Source organism: Kitasatospora sp. NPDC127121 (assembly GCF_042677305.1).
Taxonomy (GTDB): Bacteria; Actinomycetota; Actinomycetes; order Streptomycetales; family Streptomycetaceae; genus Kitasatospora.
In genome coordinates this window covers 1-12,582 of the sequence record NZ_JBHXTQ010000078.1, presented here as the reverse complement: position 1 = coordinate 12,582, position 12,582 = coordinate 1, and the positions used below count along the sequence as shown (strand labels likewise).

Genomic DNA, 12,582 nt, shown 5'->3' with positions numbered 1-12,582 from the left:
TGCGTGGACGTCCCGGTGCGGTGCCCGTTCGAGTCGGGTGCCGCACCGGGCGCGTTTCGTATCCGTTCCGGGATGAGCTGGACGAAGGTGACGTCCGTTGCGGATGAGCTGGACGAAGGTGACGACTGTTCCGGATGAGCTGGACGAAGGTGACGACTGTTCCGGATGAGCTGGACGAAGGTGACGCCGTGAGCGAGCACGACACCGCCGCGGGGGCGGGGGGCGACCCGCTGTCGGGGCACCCGGTGTTCGCGCGCCTGGCCCGGCTGGGGCAGCGGGCGCGGCAGGCGGACCGCGACCACCCGTGGGTGCTGGACACCGCGGTGGTGGCCGCGGTCTTCCTGCTGTTCTGCCTGCCGGACCTGCTGCCCTTCCACGACGGCGGGGAGCGGGCGCGCGAGCACCGGATCGTCTTCGCCCGCCCGCCGCTGGCGGCGATGCTGGCCTTGCAGGCGGGGCTGCTGCTGCCGCTGCTGTGGCGCCGGCGGCGACCGGCGGCGGCGTTCGCGGCGGTCGCGGCCGTGTTCGTCCTGCAGTGGTCGCTGGGGGTGGCGCTGCGCGCGGACGTCGCGCTGCTCGTCGCCCTCTACAGCCTGGCCCTGCACGGGAGCCTGCGGCACCTGGCGTGGGCGTGCACGGCGATGGCCGGCGCGTCGGCGCTGGTCGCGGTGGAGCTGTCCGGCGGGCTGCCGGTCGGGGACGCTCTGTTCTTCCTGTTCAGCGCGGCGACGGCGGCGGTGGCCGTCGGCATCGCGGTGCGCATCCGCCGGGCCCAGCTCGCCGGGCTGCGCGAGCGGGCGGCGCGGCTGGAGGTCGAGCGCGACCAGCGCAGCCGGCTGGCCACCGCCACCGAGCGCACCCGGGTGGCCCGGGAGATGCACGACATCATCGGCCACAACCTGTCCGTGATCATCACCCTGGCGGACGGCGGCGCGTACGCGACCGAGGCCTCCCCCGAGCGGGGCCGGGAGGCGCTGCTGCTGATCGGGGAGACCAGCCGCCAGGCGCTGGGCGAGCTGCGGCGCATGCTCGGCGTCCTGCGCGACCAGGGCGGCGAGCAGGGCCCCGAGTTCACGCCGCAGCCGGGCATCGCCGACCTCGACGGGCTGTGCGCGCGCATCCGGGCCGCCGGGCCGCAGGTCGTGTACACCGCGCGCGGCGAGGTGGGGCGGCTGGACCGCGGCGTGCAGCTGATGGCGTACCGCATCGTCCAGGAGGCGCTCACCAACACCCTCAAGCACGCCGGGCCCGACACCCGGGCGCACGTGACGCTGGCCGCCGAGGGCGGCCGGCTGCGGGTGCGGGTGCGGGACGGCGGTCCGCCCGGCGGTCCACCCGGCGGGGCGGCGCGGGGCGGTGCGGCGGGCGAGGAGGGGCACGGTCTCACGGGCATGCGCGAACGCGCGGCCCTGTACGGGGGCACCGTCACCGCCGGGCCCGGGCCCGGGGCAGGATGGACCGTGGAGGCCGTCCTCGACCTCACCCCCGACGGGCCCGACGGACCCGACGGCCTCGGCGGACCCGGCGGACCCGGCGCCTTCACCTCCGATCCCGACCCCGACCCCGACCCGACAGGCGGCCTGACGTGACCACGGTCCTCATCGTCGACGACCAGCCGCTCCAGCGGTACGGCTTCCGGATGCTGCTGGAGAGCCAGCCCAGCACGGAGGTCGTCGGCGAGGCCGCGCACGGCGCCGAGGCCGTACGCCTGGCGGCCGACCTGCGGCCCGACGTCGTCCTGATGGACATCCGGATGCCCGGCATGGACGGCATCGAGGCCACCCGCCGCATCGTCGCCACCGGCGGGCGCTCGCGCATCCTCGTCCTGACCACCTTCGACCTCGACGAGTACGCCCACGCCGCGCTGCGCGCCGGCGCCAGCGGCTTCCTCCTCAAGGACGCCCGCCCGGAGGACCTCCTGGCCGGGATCCGCGCCGTCTCCGAGGGCGACGCCGTCGTCGCCCCCGCCATCACCCGGCGCCTCCTGGACGCCTACGCCCACCACCTGCCCGTGCGCCCGCCCGGCGCGGCCGCCGAGGACGACCCGCGGCTGAACGCCCTGACCGAGCGCGAGCGCGAGATCCTGGTCGCGGTCGGCCGGGGCTGGACCAACGGCGAGATCGCCCAGCGCCTGGTGCTCGCGGAGTCGACCGTCAAGACGCACGTCAGCCGGGTGCTGGCGAAGATCGGCGCCCGGGACCGGGTGCAGGCCGTGATCTTCGCCTACGACCGCGGCCTGAACCGGCCGAACCCGCCGGCCTGAGCCGTCCCCCTCCTGCCGCGGGGGGCGCCCCTGGCGCCGCGGTGTCAGGGGCGCTTCTTCGGGGCGGCTTCGAGGTCGGTGGCGGCGGCGGCCAGGATGGCGCCGAAGACGTGGGCGATGACGGGCTTGCCGACCCTGCGGGCCAGGGCCGCGCCGACCAGGGGGATGGGGATCGCGAAGCCGGTCGCCCAGATGACCAGGGTGCCCTCGGGGACCTCCTCGAACGTCATCCGGCCGAACTCGTGCCGGGCCGGCGGGAAGCTGCGGTCGACGGTGTAGTCGAAGCCGTGCGGGGCGTTGTAGGCGGTGATCCGCTCGTTGAACCAGCCGATCAGCCAGGTGTGCAGCCGCACGGCGCCCACCCCGTAGGGCGCGCCCTCCCCGGGCCGGGCCAGGCGCGCCCTGAGCACGAACGGGGAGCGGGTGTAGTTGGTGCTCGTGGCGCACCAGTCGAACACCTCGGCGATCGGCGCCGCGACGACCCGTCGCACGGTCACGGTTTCCATGGCTCGTCCCTCTCCTGCAGCGGGGAGCGCGGGTGTCGGCCGCGCCCTGTTCACCGATGAAGACCGGACGCGGCCCGAAACCGTGACATCGGGCGGGGCGGGCCCGGGGGTGGCGATGCCGCTTGCCTACCGTTCGGCTTTGGGCGTGCGGGTCATGAGAGAGACAGGCTTACCGGCGGTTTCCAGGGTGGCGGGGCGTCAGGGCGGCACGCGTACGTCAGGCGTTGCCGAACTGTCCGGAACGGACGGCGGCGACGAAGCTCGACCAGGCGTCGGTCGGGAAGACCAGCGCGGGACCGTGGGGATCCTTGGAGTCACGGACCGGGACAGTGTGGACGACGTTCGCACCGACCTCGACGCAGTTCCCTCCCTGGGTACTGTAGGAACTCTTGTGCCAGGTGGCATTGCGATCATCCATGCTCAAAGCCCTTCCGCACGTTTCGAATGAACTCGATGCTCGCTGCTCGGCGCAGCGCCTCGGCCTGGAGATGATCGTACTCACCGGCCCACTCAGCCAACGTCTCCGGATCGCGTTCGAGGTAGCCGCGCCGCTGCGTCTCGCCGTACCCCACGATGGCCCTGTTCGGCATGGTCAGCAACGTAATTGGATGCCCGAACGGGCGGTTCTCGCCTGCTGCGATAGGACACACCTGCACCAGGAAACGGGGACGTGAAGCGAGTGCTTCCAGGTGCCTGAGTTGCGCCACCATGACGTCCCGACCGCCGATCGGCCGCCGTAGCGCCCCCTCGTCCATCACCACCTGGACGTGCGGCGCCGGATCTCGGGCGAGGGCCTGCTGTCGGAGCAGCACCTTCTCGATTCGTTCGTCGGCCTGCTGCTGAGTTGCAACCCCCCGCAGGACAGCCGCCTCCTGAAAAACTCGGCTGTACTCGGGCGTTTGGAGCAAACTCGGAACCAGGTTGATCTCGAACAGCCTCAGGGCGATGGCCTTCGCTTCATTGCGCAGGTACTCGTCGAAGCCTTCGAACAAGACCCGCCGACCGGACGTACTCCACTCCCTGAGGAACTGCTCTCCCGACTCGAAGACTCGATCAAGTGCCGTTGAGATCTGTTGACTTGGTTTCCTTCGGCCGTGCTCGAGCGCGGAGATGTACGACGATGTACAGCCGATCAGCTCGGCAAGGTGTTCCTGAGTCCAGCCCCGCTGCTCGCGCGACGTGCGAAGCAGTACGCCGAACTCGGCGGCCGGGGATGTCGGGGGGGCAAGTTCCCGCTTGTTCAAGGCTGTTCGTCCTACCAATCTGACACCGTGGGACAAGTTGAACAGCTCCGCAGCCTAGAGGACAGTTGGCACCCCCGGTAGTCGTCGAACTACGGAACGGAGCCACTGTCGTGGCGCTCAAAAGCACCCCCGCGTCCCCGAAGCCGCGATACCGCCCGCAGGTCGGCGAACTCGTCACGGACTTGAGGTCCGTTCCGCTCGGATCGGGTTCCCAAGCCCCCACCCCGGCCGTCCCGACCCCGGACAGGTCGAGCGACCGGGGTGGGATTGCACAACTCGGCCAACCGGCCGAGTTGTTGATCCTGTCAGCACCACCACGAAATGGAGGCGCAGTACAGATGACAACCGCACCGTGGGGTACCACCCGGATGGGGCCGTTCACGGCTACCGTCCCGGTCCCGCAGCACACGCCCGTCATCGACCCCGAGACGCAGATTGCGGTGATCGTGGACGAGCACGGGCGCACGGTCGAGTTGGGCGGGCACGGCACCAGCACGAGCGGCCTGACGCCCACCACGACCACGCCCGACGGAAAACCGGGCGGGCCGACCGACGCCGACAGCACCGAGTCCTACGACCAGGACCAGAGCAACGGCTGATGAACGACCGAAGCGGGTCGGTGCTGGTGCTGACCAATCCCCTTGACGTGACCGCGGATGCGGTACTGCGGGTGCTCGCCGAGCGCCGGGTTCCGGCGGTCCGGCTCGATCCCGGCGCCGACCTGCACACGGGTGCCTCGCTGATCGCCACGTACCGCACGGGCCAGCAGCGGGGCACCCTGCGCACGGCCAGCCGGGAGCTCGACCTCTCCGCCGTCCGGTCCGTCTGGGTGCGCCGGGCCTCACCCTACGAAGGGCCCTCCGAACTGGACGGCCAGGACCGCCGGTTCGCCGCCTCGCAATCCCTGTGGGGTGCGGGCGGCATCCTCGCCTCGCTCCCCGCCGCGCACTACGTGAACCACCCCTGGGCCAACCGTGCGGCCGAGCACAAGCCGGCACAATTGGCGGCCGCGCAGCGCTGCGGGTTCCCGGTCCCCGACACGGTGATCACGAACAGCGCGGACGAGGCACGGGAGTTCGTGGCGGCCCAGGCCGCCGGGGCGGTGTACAAGCCGTTGTGGAACATCCCCTACTCGGTCGGCGGGCAGCCTCACGCCGTGTGGGTGCGCGAGGTCGATCCGGCCGACATCACCGGCGCCGTGTCCGCCTGCCCGCACCTCTTCCAGGCGAAGGTGCCGAAGCTGTTCGACGCAAGGGTGACGGCCGTCGGCAACCGCCTGTTCGGCGTCCGGGTCGACAGCCCCGACCTTGACTGGCGGCGCCGCCAGGACCGGATGACGTGCACCCCGATCGGCGTACCCGAGCCGGTCGCACGTTCGGTCGCCGCCTACCTCGGAGAACTTCGGCTGGTCTACGGCGCGTTCGACTTCGCCGTGACCGCCTCGGGCGACTGGTACTTCCTTGAATGCAACCCGAACGGCCAGTGGGCATGGCAGCCGGCCGAGACCACCGAGGCGATTGCCCGCGCCCTCGCCGACCAGCTACAGAAAGGCCGTGACGCATGAGCACGCCGGCTGAACTCCGCACCGCTCTGGCCGACAGGCTCACCGAGGACGGCACGCTGACCGAACGCGAGTGGGACAGTGCGGCGAGGGCCGTTCCGCGAGAGCTCTTCGTCGGAACCTACTTCGCTCCGGTCGCCGGCAGCGTTCCGACCAGCTACCGGTCCGTCCGTCAGGGCGAGCCCGGGTGGCTGGCCGGGATCTACGACGACCAGACGCTGGTGACCCAACTCGACGGCCGCATCGGGCCCGAGGACACCGCTGGGGAGACCGTGACAGGTATCCCGTCATCGTCGTCCACCCTCCCGTCCGTCGTACTGCGCATGTGGCAGCAGCTGGGCGCCGAGGCCGGGCACCGGGTACTGGAGATCGGTACGGGCACCGGGTACTCGACCGCCCTCGGCGCGCACCGCCTCGGGGACGCCGACCTCACCAGCATCGAGTACGACCCCGCAGTCGGCGCGGCAGCGGCGGCGGCGATCAGGACTGCGGGATTCTCCCCCCGGCTGATCATCGGTGACGGGCTGCGCGGCGACCCGGACGGCGGGCAGTACGACCGGATCATCGCCACCTGTTCCGTCCGGTACGTCCCTCTCTCCTGGCTCCACCAGGTCAAGCCCGGCGGTCGAATCCTGGTCACCCTCTCCGGGTGGAGCTACGCGAACGCCCTCGTGCTGCTCGACGTGACCGGACCTGGCGAGGCCGCTGGCCGGTTCCTGACCGGCCAAACCGGTTTCATGATCGCCCGCACGCACGACCGACCGCCCCGCCCGACGCTGGACCTCCTGCCCGGCAAGGAGCGTCCGACCCGCATCGACCCGGCGAAGCTGGACAGTTGGACGGGCGCTTGGGTGGCCCAGCTTGCCGCACCCGGGGCAATCCGCATGGGTGTGGGGGCTCAACAGATCCTCTGGGACCTGGCCACCGGATCGCAGGCCCGGACGGCGCCCGACCCCGCCGGCGGGTGGACGGTGACTCAGCGCGGGCCCGTCTCCCTGTGGGACCAGGTCGAGCAGACGGTTGAGACCTGGCAGGCGGCCGGTGAGCCGCACCAGGATCGCTTCGGGATCACCGTGTCGGCGGCCGGACAGCGGGTCTGGCTCGGCACCGAGGACGGGCCCGGATGGGATCTGCCCGTATAGGCCTGGCTCAGCCCCGCACCGAGCCGTGTCGCACCGGACCGAAACCGTGGCTTCGGGTGGGGGCGTCCTCGGGGTGGCGAGGGTGAACGGGCAGAGGGGGCGGGGTGGTGCGCGAGGCTTCCGTGGCGTGGGGGGCGCTGCACCGACGTTGTGCGGTGGGTGTGGTGGCGGGGGTGGTGGTGCTGGGGGGCGCGGCCGGGCCGGTGGTGTGGGCGGGGTCGCAGGACCTGCCAGGCAATCCGCGGTGGTGGCTGGTGGTGTGCGGGATCGCGCTGGTGGCGGCCGTCGGCGCCTCGCTGCCGCTGCTGCGTCGGGTCTCCACCACCGACTACGTCGTCTCCTGCGTGGCGCTGGTGCTGCTGCTCGTACTCGCCCTGGGCACGGTGTTCGCGGCGGCGCAGGCCGCCTACGCCGTCCGGACCAGGCTGCACGAGCCGCCCGGCGTCACGGCCACCGTGACGGGCTGCCGGACGACGGGCCGGGAGCTGGACGACCAGAACCAGGGCCACGACGTCTACGGCTGCACGTACCACTGGAGCGCCGGCGGCCGGGAGTTCAGCGAGGAGCGGCCCACCGGGAAGCTGTATCCGGACGGCCACGAGACCAGGGTGTGGCTCGCCGGCGAGCGGATGATCACGAGCCGGCCGAGCCTGTTCGGGATCCCGCTGTGGATCGTGCTCGCCCTGGCCGGGCTGGCGGGCACGGTCCGGTTCTCGGCGTTCCTGGCCTGGAAGGCCCGCGACGTGGGCCTGAGGCGGTAGGCGGGTCCGACGGTTCCCGGGGGTGGCCGGAATCCGGGGTGGCGGGTGCGGTGCTCTGGCAGCATCGGGCGGATGGGGCAGTGGGAGGGGATCGGGCGGCGCTTCGTCGTGGGCGCGGGGTACGCGCTGTACCGGGGGCCGTTGGCGGACAGTACGTCACACCGGCACGCCGCGTTCCAGGTTGCCGTCGCGGCGGCGGGCGGCGAGGTGACGATCGTGGACGGGGCCGGGGTCCGCCACCGGGGCGCGGCGGTGGTGGTGGCGCCGATGGTGTGGCACCGGATGGCGCCGGTCCGGGGGGTGTCGGCGTTCTTCGTCGATCCGCACTGCGCGTTCGCGGACCGGCTGCGGGCGGGGTGCGGTGACGGTGTCACCGTGGCGCCCCAGTGGCGGGACCTGGCGGAGGAGGACCTGTGTCCGTCCGGGGTGCTGCCGTCGGCCGAGGTGGACGTGCGGCTGTGGGCGGCGATGGAGGCGCTGACGGACCACCGGGTCGCGCTGCCGGGGCTGGCGGCCCGGGTGGGACTGTCGCCGCAGCGCCTGCGGGCGCTGGCACGGCGGCAGTTGGGGGTGCCGCTGGCGCGCTGGCGGATCTGGCGGCGGCTGGCCCGCGCCGCCGACGCGCTGGGCGAGGGGCGCACGCTCGCCGAGGCGGCGCTGGCGGGCGGCTTCGCGGACCAGGCGCACTTCAGCCGCCAGATGCGGGAGATGACGGGGCTGACGCCGTCGGCGGTGCTCCCGGTGCTGCGCGCCTCGGGCCCGGCGGGCGGCCCGGGCCGGGCAGGCAGTCCGGCGGGTGCCTCGGGCCGGGCGTAGCCTCGTCCGCATGTGTCTGATGGTGTGGATCGGAACCGAACAGCCCGTGCTGCCGATCCCCTGCGCCGCCGGTCCGCAGCTCGGGACCTGCTACTGCGGGGTTCGCGAGACTGCCGCCGACGCGCCCGTTCGAGCCCGCTTCACTTCACCGCACGTGACCTGCGTCGGCTCGCACGAGGGCTGCGGCTGCGGGTTCAACAGCTCCCGGTTCGAGTGGGAGGGGTTCACCGACACGGCCGACGCGATGGCGCTCGTCGACGCGATGCGGGACGAGGAGCGCGAGGAGTTCCTCGCGCAGAAGCACTCACGGGAGTTCCTGGCGGCGCTGGTGTCCGCGGCCCTTTTGCACGGGCCGGTCGACATCTACATGTGCTGGGCCGGGGACGAGGACGAACCGCCCGACCGCGTGGAGAGCATCGAGGCACGCCGGCTGACGGAGTGCCTGACTCCGCTCCAGGAGCGGGTGAAGTACACGGCGCTCGGCTGAGCAGGAGGTGCGGGCCTGCCGGTGCGTCATCTCCCCCGGTCGCACGGGGAACCCAACGGGCGGGGAACCCGGCGGGCGGCGCGGGCGCGGCCTACGCGCGGCGGGCGACGTAGAACGACAGCGAGCCGGTGAGCGTGGAGACGGTCTCGGTCTCGCGCACGCCGTGGAAGCCGGCCTCGGTGATCAGCCGGGGCAGGATGCCGTCGGCGTTGGGCTGGGTGTCCTCCTTGCCGTCCGCCAGTTGCACGATGCGGAACGCCAGGCGCATGGCGGCCGTGCGCTGGCGCCCGAAGTCGGCGATGACGAGCTTGCCGCCGGGGCGCAGCGCGGTGTGCATGGAGGCGAGGACGGCCTGTTTCATGGGGATGGGGCACTGGTGGAGGACGAGGCTGGAGACGACGGTGTCGGCTGTTTCGGCGCCCACGAGGTCGGCGACGGCGTCGCCCATGCCGATGTGCCATTCGGGGGTGACGCCGGCGGCGGCGGCCTTGCGGCGGGCCACTTCGAGGGTGGTGGGGTCGGGGTCGACGCCGATGACGCGGGCGCGTGGTTCGACGCGGCCGAGGAGGACGGCCAGGGAGCCGGTGCCGCAGCCGACGTCGAGGATCACGTCGTCGGGGCGGGGGGCCACGTGCATGGCGAGCAGGCTGCGCCACAGGCGTTCGCGGGTGAGGGAGACGATGGGGTCGTAGAGGCGTACGGGGCCGAGGCGGCCGGCGGCGGGGGTGAAGGCGCGATCGGTCATGGGGGTCAGTGTCGGTCGGGGGGTGTGGTGGCGTCTTGAACGAATCGCTCGCCGGGCGGGGCGGGTTGGGGGTTTCCGGGGCCGGTTGCGGGCCGGTTGCGGGGGTCGGGTTCCGGCCCTCCGAGGGCACATAGAAAGTCTATCGACATATGACGTTGGATGACTTATCGTGATCGTCGCGGTGGTCCGGCGCGGCCGGTCCGCCGCGACCACCGTTCGGCCCTGCGAGAGGACCTCCGTGCCCCGTCGTTCCCGCACGTCCACAGCACTCGGCATCAGCGCCACCGCCGTGGTGGCGCTGGCCCTGGCCGCGCCGCCCGCGCTGGCCGGGCCCGCGACCGCCCCCGACCCGGTGCCCTCCCTGGTGGCCGGTCAGGACACCGCCGCCCCGCAGCTGGTCACCGGCCTGGCCGAGCCGGCCGTAGGCAGCCCCGCCGACGCCGCCCGCGCCCACCTCGCGGCCCACGCCGACCGCTACCACGTCGACCCCGGCGAGCTGGCCGAGGTCGGCTCCGAGAGCACCCCCGACGGCCGGCGCACCGTCAGGTTCGAGCAGCGCCACGACGGCGTGCCCGTGTTCGGCGCGCAGTACCTGGTGCACCTGACGGGCGAGGGCGCCGGGCAGCGCGTCGAGTCGGTCGGCGGCAAGTACTTCACCGGCCTGACCGTGCCGACCACCGCCACCGTCCCGGCCGCCGCCCTGCGGGACCTGGCGCTCGGCTCCGTCCAGGACCCGAAGGCCCGGGCCGCGGCCACCGCCGAGGACCACGGCCTGGTCGTCCTGCCGGACGGCGCCGGCCGGCTCGCCCAGCGCTTCACCGTGCACGCCGCCGACCCGGCGACCGGCGGCCCGGCGGCCCGCGAGGTCTTCGTGGACGCCACCGTCGGCGTGGTCGCCCTCGCCTACGACACCCGCGCCCCGCTCCCGGCGGGCGGCACCGACCAGCGCGCCGCCGCGGCCGGCCTCGAACCCGCCACCGGGACCGCGCCGGACGCCCGCGGCAACTCCGCCAAGGTGAACATCGCCCGCCTGCCGGACGGCAGTTACCAGCTCACCGACCTCACCCGGCCCGCCACCATCACCACCTACGACGCGGGCGGCCGGGACGAGATGGACTTCGGCGGCGGCATCCCCGCCGACCTCCCCCCGGCCCACTCCCCCGGCCCGGACTTCCCGGCCTCCGCCGGCACCAGCGGCGCCACCGACGCCAGCGTCAACGCCGGTATCGTGTACGACTTCTACCACGACCGCTTCGGCCGCAACGGCCTGGACGGCAAGGGCGGCGCGATCACCTCCGTCGTCAACGTGACCCAGGACGGCGCCCCCTACGCCAACGCGTACTGGGACGGGAAGAAGATGGTCTACGGCAGCGGGGGCCCCAACTACTACCCGTTCTCCGCCGCCCTCGACATCGCCGGGCACGAGATGACCCACGGCGTCATATCGAACACCGCCGACCTGGCCGGCATGGGCCAGGCCGGCGCGATGAACGAGGGGCTCGCCGACTACTTCGGCAACGCCATCGAGGTCACCGCCCGCGGCATGTCCATGAACGACCCGGCGGCGGCGCTGCTCGGCGAGAGCAAGTGCCGCACCGGCACCCCGCAGGCCTGCGCGGACCGGCGGATGGACGACCACCGCACCACCGTGGACGACTACCTCGGCGGCACGGTCGACAACGGCGGACAGCACCTCAACGCCACCATCTTCAGCGGCGCCCTGTGGGACATCCGGCGCACCCTCGACCCGCTCACCGCCGACCGGGTGGTCTACCGGGCGCTCACCGCCTACCTCACCCCGCTCGACGACTTCGTGGCCGGGCGCAACGCGGCACTGGCGGCCGGCCGCGACCTCGGCCTCAGCCACGCCCAACTGCGCACCGTGGCAGCCGCGTTCGACGCGCACGGGATCAAGGCCGGCTGGGAGAGCCGGATCGGCATGGACAGCCGCACGCTGGCACGCAACCTCTCCTACTCGATGGCGCCCCCGGCCGCCGGCGGCGGGCACTGGGTGGCGATGGCCCCCGCCCCCGACCCGGTCAAGGGCACGGGCGGCACCCTGCCCGGCACCACCGCGCTGTACACCGGCTCCACCACCGGGCGCGGCGCCCCCGTCCGGCTCAGCCCCGACGACGGCCGCTACCACAGCTGGCCCTCCACCGACGGCACCAACGCCGTGTGGAAGGCCATCGGCACCACCGCCAAGGACCACAGCCGGGAGCTGCTGACCGCACCGCTGTCCGGCGCCGGCCCGGTCCGCAGCCTGTTCCGCGCCGACGGGAAGGAGCCCGGCAACCCGCAGGTCTCCGGCGGCGACATCGCCTTCACCGTGCACGACTCCGCCGCCGGCCGCACCAGCCTGTGGCTGTCCCACGACGGGGCCCCCGCGGTCGAACTGCCGCTGGCCGACGGGCACCACCCGGACGACCTCACCCTCAAGGACGGCTACCTCGCCTGGACCGAGTCCTGGCAGGACGGGAAGCAGTACGTCACCGCGCCGACCGTCTACTCGATCGCCGCCGGCAAGGTCACCGCGCAGTACACCGCGCACGCCGCCCCCGGCGCCGCCGCGACCACCGCCTCCTCCGCCCGGCTCGCCGGCGGCCGGCTGCTGTGGCTGGACACCCCGGCCGGCGCGGCCGCCCGCGCCTCCATCCGCTCCGGCGCCCTGGACGGCTCCGGCGTGAACGAGGTGCTGGCCGCCGACTCGCCGAACGCCCCGACGCCCGGCAGCGACCTCACCGCCTCCGACCAGGCCGTCACCTACAAGGTCCAGAGCACCAAGCCCGCCGGCGGCTGGACCAACGCCGCGCTGCCCAAGCTCTGGCAGCTCCCGACCGGCGGCGGCACCCCGCAGCGCCTCTCCTGCGACCGGGGCGGCCAGGACCAGCCCGCCGCCGACCAGGGCACCCGGGTCGTCTGGCTGGACTCCACCCCCGGCCGCACCGACCTGGTCGTGCGCGACCGCGCGGCGGGCACCTGCTGACCACCTTTCCCTGACCCCCACCCCCCAGGGGTCCGGCCCGGCGCGGTCGGCTCACAGCCAACCGCGCCGGG

13 protein-coding genes are annotated in these 12,582 nt (G+C 73.3%); 9 read left to right on the top strand and 4 right to left on the bottom strand.

Annotated elements, in window-relative coordinates:
• Positions 1–188: 188 nt before the first annotated feature.
• Complete coding sequence (locus ACFVHI_RS29795) at positions 189–1,589, top strand: sensor histidine kinase (protein ID WP_380344580.1); 1,401 nt, start codon at positions 189–191, stop codon at positions 1,587–1,589.
• On the top strand, positions 1,586–2,263 hold the full coding sequence (locus ACFVHI_RS29790) for a response regulator (RefSeq protein WP_380344577.1): 678 nt from the start codon (positions 1,586–1,588) through the stop codon (positions 2,261–2,263). The genes ACFVHI_RS29795 and ACFVHI_RS29790 overlap by 4 nt, the downstream gene beginning before the upstream one ends.
• Positions 2,264–2,307: 44 nt before the next feature.
• Here the strand turns inward: ACFVHI_RS29790 and ACFVHI_RS29785 are convergent, their stop codons facing one another.
• From ACFVHI_RS29785 to ACFVHI_RS29775, 3 genes are all read right to left on the bottom strand, one after another.
• On the bottom strand, positions 2,308–2,769 hold the full coding sequence (locus tag ACFVHI_RS29785; protein ID WP_380344574.1) for an SRPBCC family protein: 462 nt from the start codon (positions 2,767–2,769) through the stop codon (positions 2,308–2,310).
• A 217-nt stretch (positions 2,770–2,986) separates the two neighbouring features.
• Positions 2,987–3,187 carry a DUF397 domain-containing protein gene (locus tag ACFVHI_RS29780; RefSeq protein WP_380344571.1) on the bottom strand — a complete coding sequence of 67 codons (201 nt, stop codon included), beginning with the start codon at positions 3,185–3,187 and terminating at the stop codon, positions 2,987–2,989.
• Positions 3,180–4,013 carry a Scr1 family TA system antitoxin-like transcriptional regulator gene (locus ACFVHI_RS29775; RefSeq protein WP_380344568.1) on the bottom strand — a complete coding sequence of 278 codons (834 nt, stop codon included), beginning with the start codon at positions 4,011–4,013 and terminating at the stop codon, positions 3,180–3,182. Before ACFVHI_RS29775 ends, ACFVHI_RS29780 begins: the two co-directional genes overlap by 8 nt.
• A 338-nt stretch (positions 4,014–4,351) precedes the next feature.
• Between ACFVHI_RS29775 and tgmA the strand changes: the two genes are divergently transcribed.
• The 6 genes from tgmA to ACFVHI_RS29745 all read left to right on the top strand — a co-directional run bounded on the left by tgmA (position 4,352) and on the right by ACFVHI_RS29745 (position 8,780).
• A complete protein-coding gene (gene tgmA / locus ACFVHI_RS29770) occupies positions 4,352–4,612 on the top strand; it encodes a putative ATP-grasp-modified RiPP (RefSeq protein WP_380344565.1) in 261 nt (86 codons plus the stop codon).
• A complete protein-coding gene (gene tgmB / locus ACFVHI_RS29765) occupies positions 4,612–5,577 on the top strand; it encodes an ATP-grasp ribosomal peptide maturase (RefSeq protein ID WP_380344563.1) in 966 nt (321 codons plus the stop codon). Before tgmA ends, tgmB begins: the two co-directional genes overlap by 1 nt.
• Positions 5,574–6,716: an ATP-grasp peptide maturase system methyltransferase gene (tgmC, locus tag ACFVHI_RS29760; protein WP_380344561.1), complete on the top strand. Its 1,143-nt coding sequence runs from the start codon at positions 5,574–5,576 to the stop codon at positions 6,714–6,716. Before tgmB ends, tgmC begins: the two co-directional genes overlap by 4 nt.
• Positions 6,717–6,823: 107 nt before the next feature.
• Positions 6,824–7,477 (top strand): hypothetical protein, encoded by a 654-nt coding sequence (locus tag ACFVHI_RS29755; protein WP_380344558.1) that lies wholly within the window; start codon positions 6,824–6,826, stop codon positions 7,475–7,477.
• 72 nt (positions 7,478–7,549) lie between these two features.
• The gene (locus tag ACFVHI_RS29750) at positions 7,550–8,293 is read left to right on the top strand and encodes a helix-turn-helix domain-containing protein (protein ID WP_380344556.1); all 744 of its coding nucleotides are present in this window, start codon (positions 7,550–7,552) and stop codon (positions 8,291–8,293) included.
• A gap of 10 nt (positions 8,294–8,303) precedes the next feature.
• Entirely contained in the window at positions 8,304–8,780 is a 477-nt protein-coding gene (locus tag ACFVHI_RS29745) for a hypothetical protein (RefSeq protein WP_380344553.1), read from the top strand.
• Positions 8,781–8,871: 91 nt separating this feature from the next.
• Here ACFVHI_RS29745 and ACFVHI_RS29740 read toward each other — a convergent pair whose 3' ends face one another.
• Positions 8,872–9,525 (bottom strand): class I SAM-dependent methyltransferase, encoded by a 654-nt coding sequence (locus tag ACFVHI_RS29740; protein ID WP_063352855.1) that lies wholly within the window; start codon positions 9,523–9,525, stop codon positions 8,872–8,874.
• 238 nt (positions 9,526–9,763) lie between these two features.
• Here ACFVHI_RS29740 and ACFVHI_RS29735 point away from each other — a divergent pair, with 238 nt between their 5' ends.
• Entirely contained in the window at positions 9,764–12,511 is a 2,748-nt protein-coding gene (locus tag ACFVHI_RS29735; protein WP_380344550.1) for a M4 family metallopeptidase, read from the top strand.
• Positions 12,512–12,582: the final 71 nt, after the last annotated feature.

Excerpts from the sequence above, each read along its gene's own strand:
- ACFVHI_RS29785 (WP_380344574.1), bottom strand. The coding sequence starts at position 2,769 with ATGGAAACCGTGACCGTGCGACGGGTCGTCGCGGCGCCGATCGCCGAG.
- ACFVHI_RS29780 (WP_380344571.1), bottom strand. The coding sequence starts at position 3,187 with ATGGATGATCGCAATGCCACCTGGCACAAGAGTTCCTACAGTACCCAG.
- tgmA (WP_380344565.1), top strand. The coding sequence starts at position 4,352 with ATGACAACCGCACCGTGGGGTACCACCCGGATGGGGCCGTTCACGGCT.
- tgmB (WP_380344563.1), top strand. The coding sequence starts at position 4,612 with ATGAACGACCGAAGCGGGTCGGTGCTGGTGCTGACCAATCCCCTTGAC.
- tgmC (WP_380344561.1), top strand. The coding sequence starts at position 5,574 with ATGAGCACGCCGGCTGAACTCCGCACCGCTCTGGCCGACAGGCTCACC.
- ACFVHI_RS29750 (WP_380344556.1), top strand. The coding sequence starts at position 7,550 with ATGGGGCAGTGGGAGGGGATCGGGCGGCGCTTCGTCGTGGGCGCGGGG.
- ACFVHI_RS29745 (WP_380344553.1), top strand. The coding sequence starts at position 8,304 with ATGTGTCTGATGGTGTGGATCGGAACCGAACAGCCCGTGCTGCCGATC.
- ACFVHI_RS29740 (WP_063352855.1), bottom strand. The coding sequence starts at position 9,525 with ATGACCGATCGCGCCTTCACCCCCGCCGCCGGCCGCCTCGGCCCCGTA.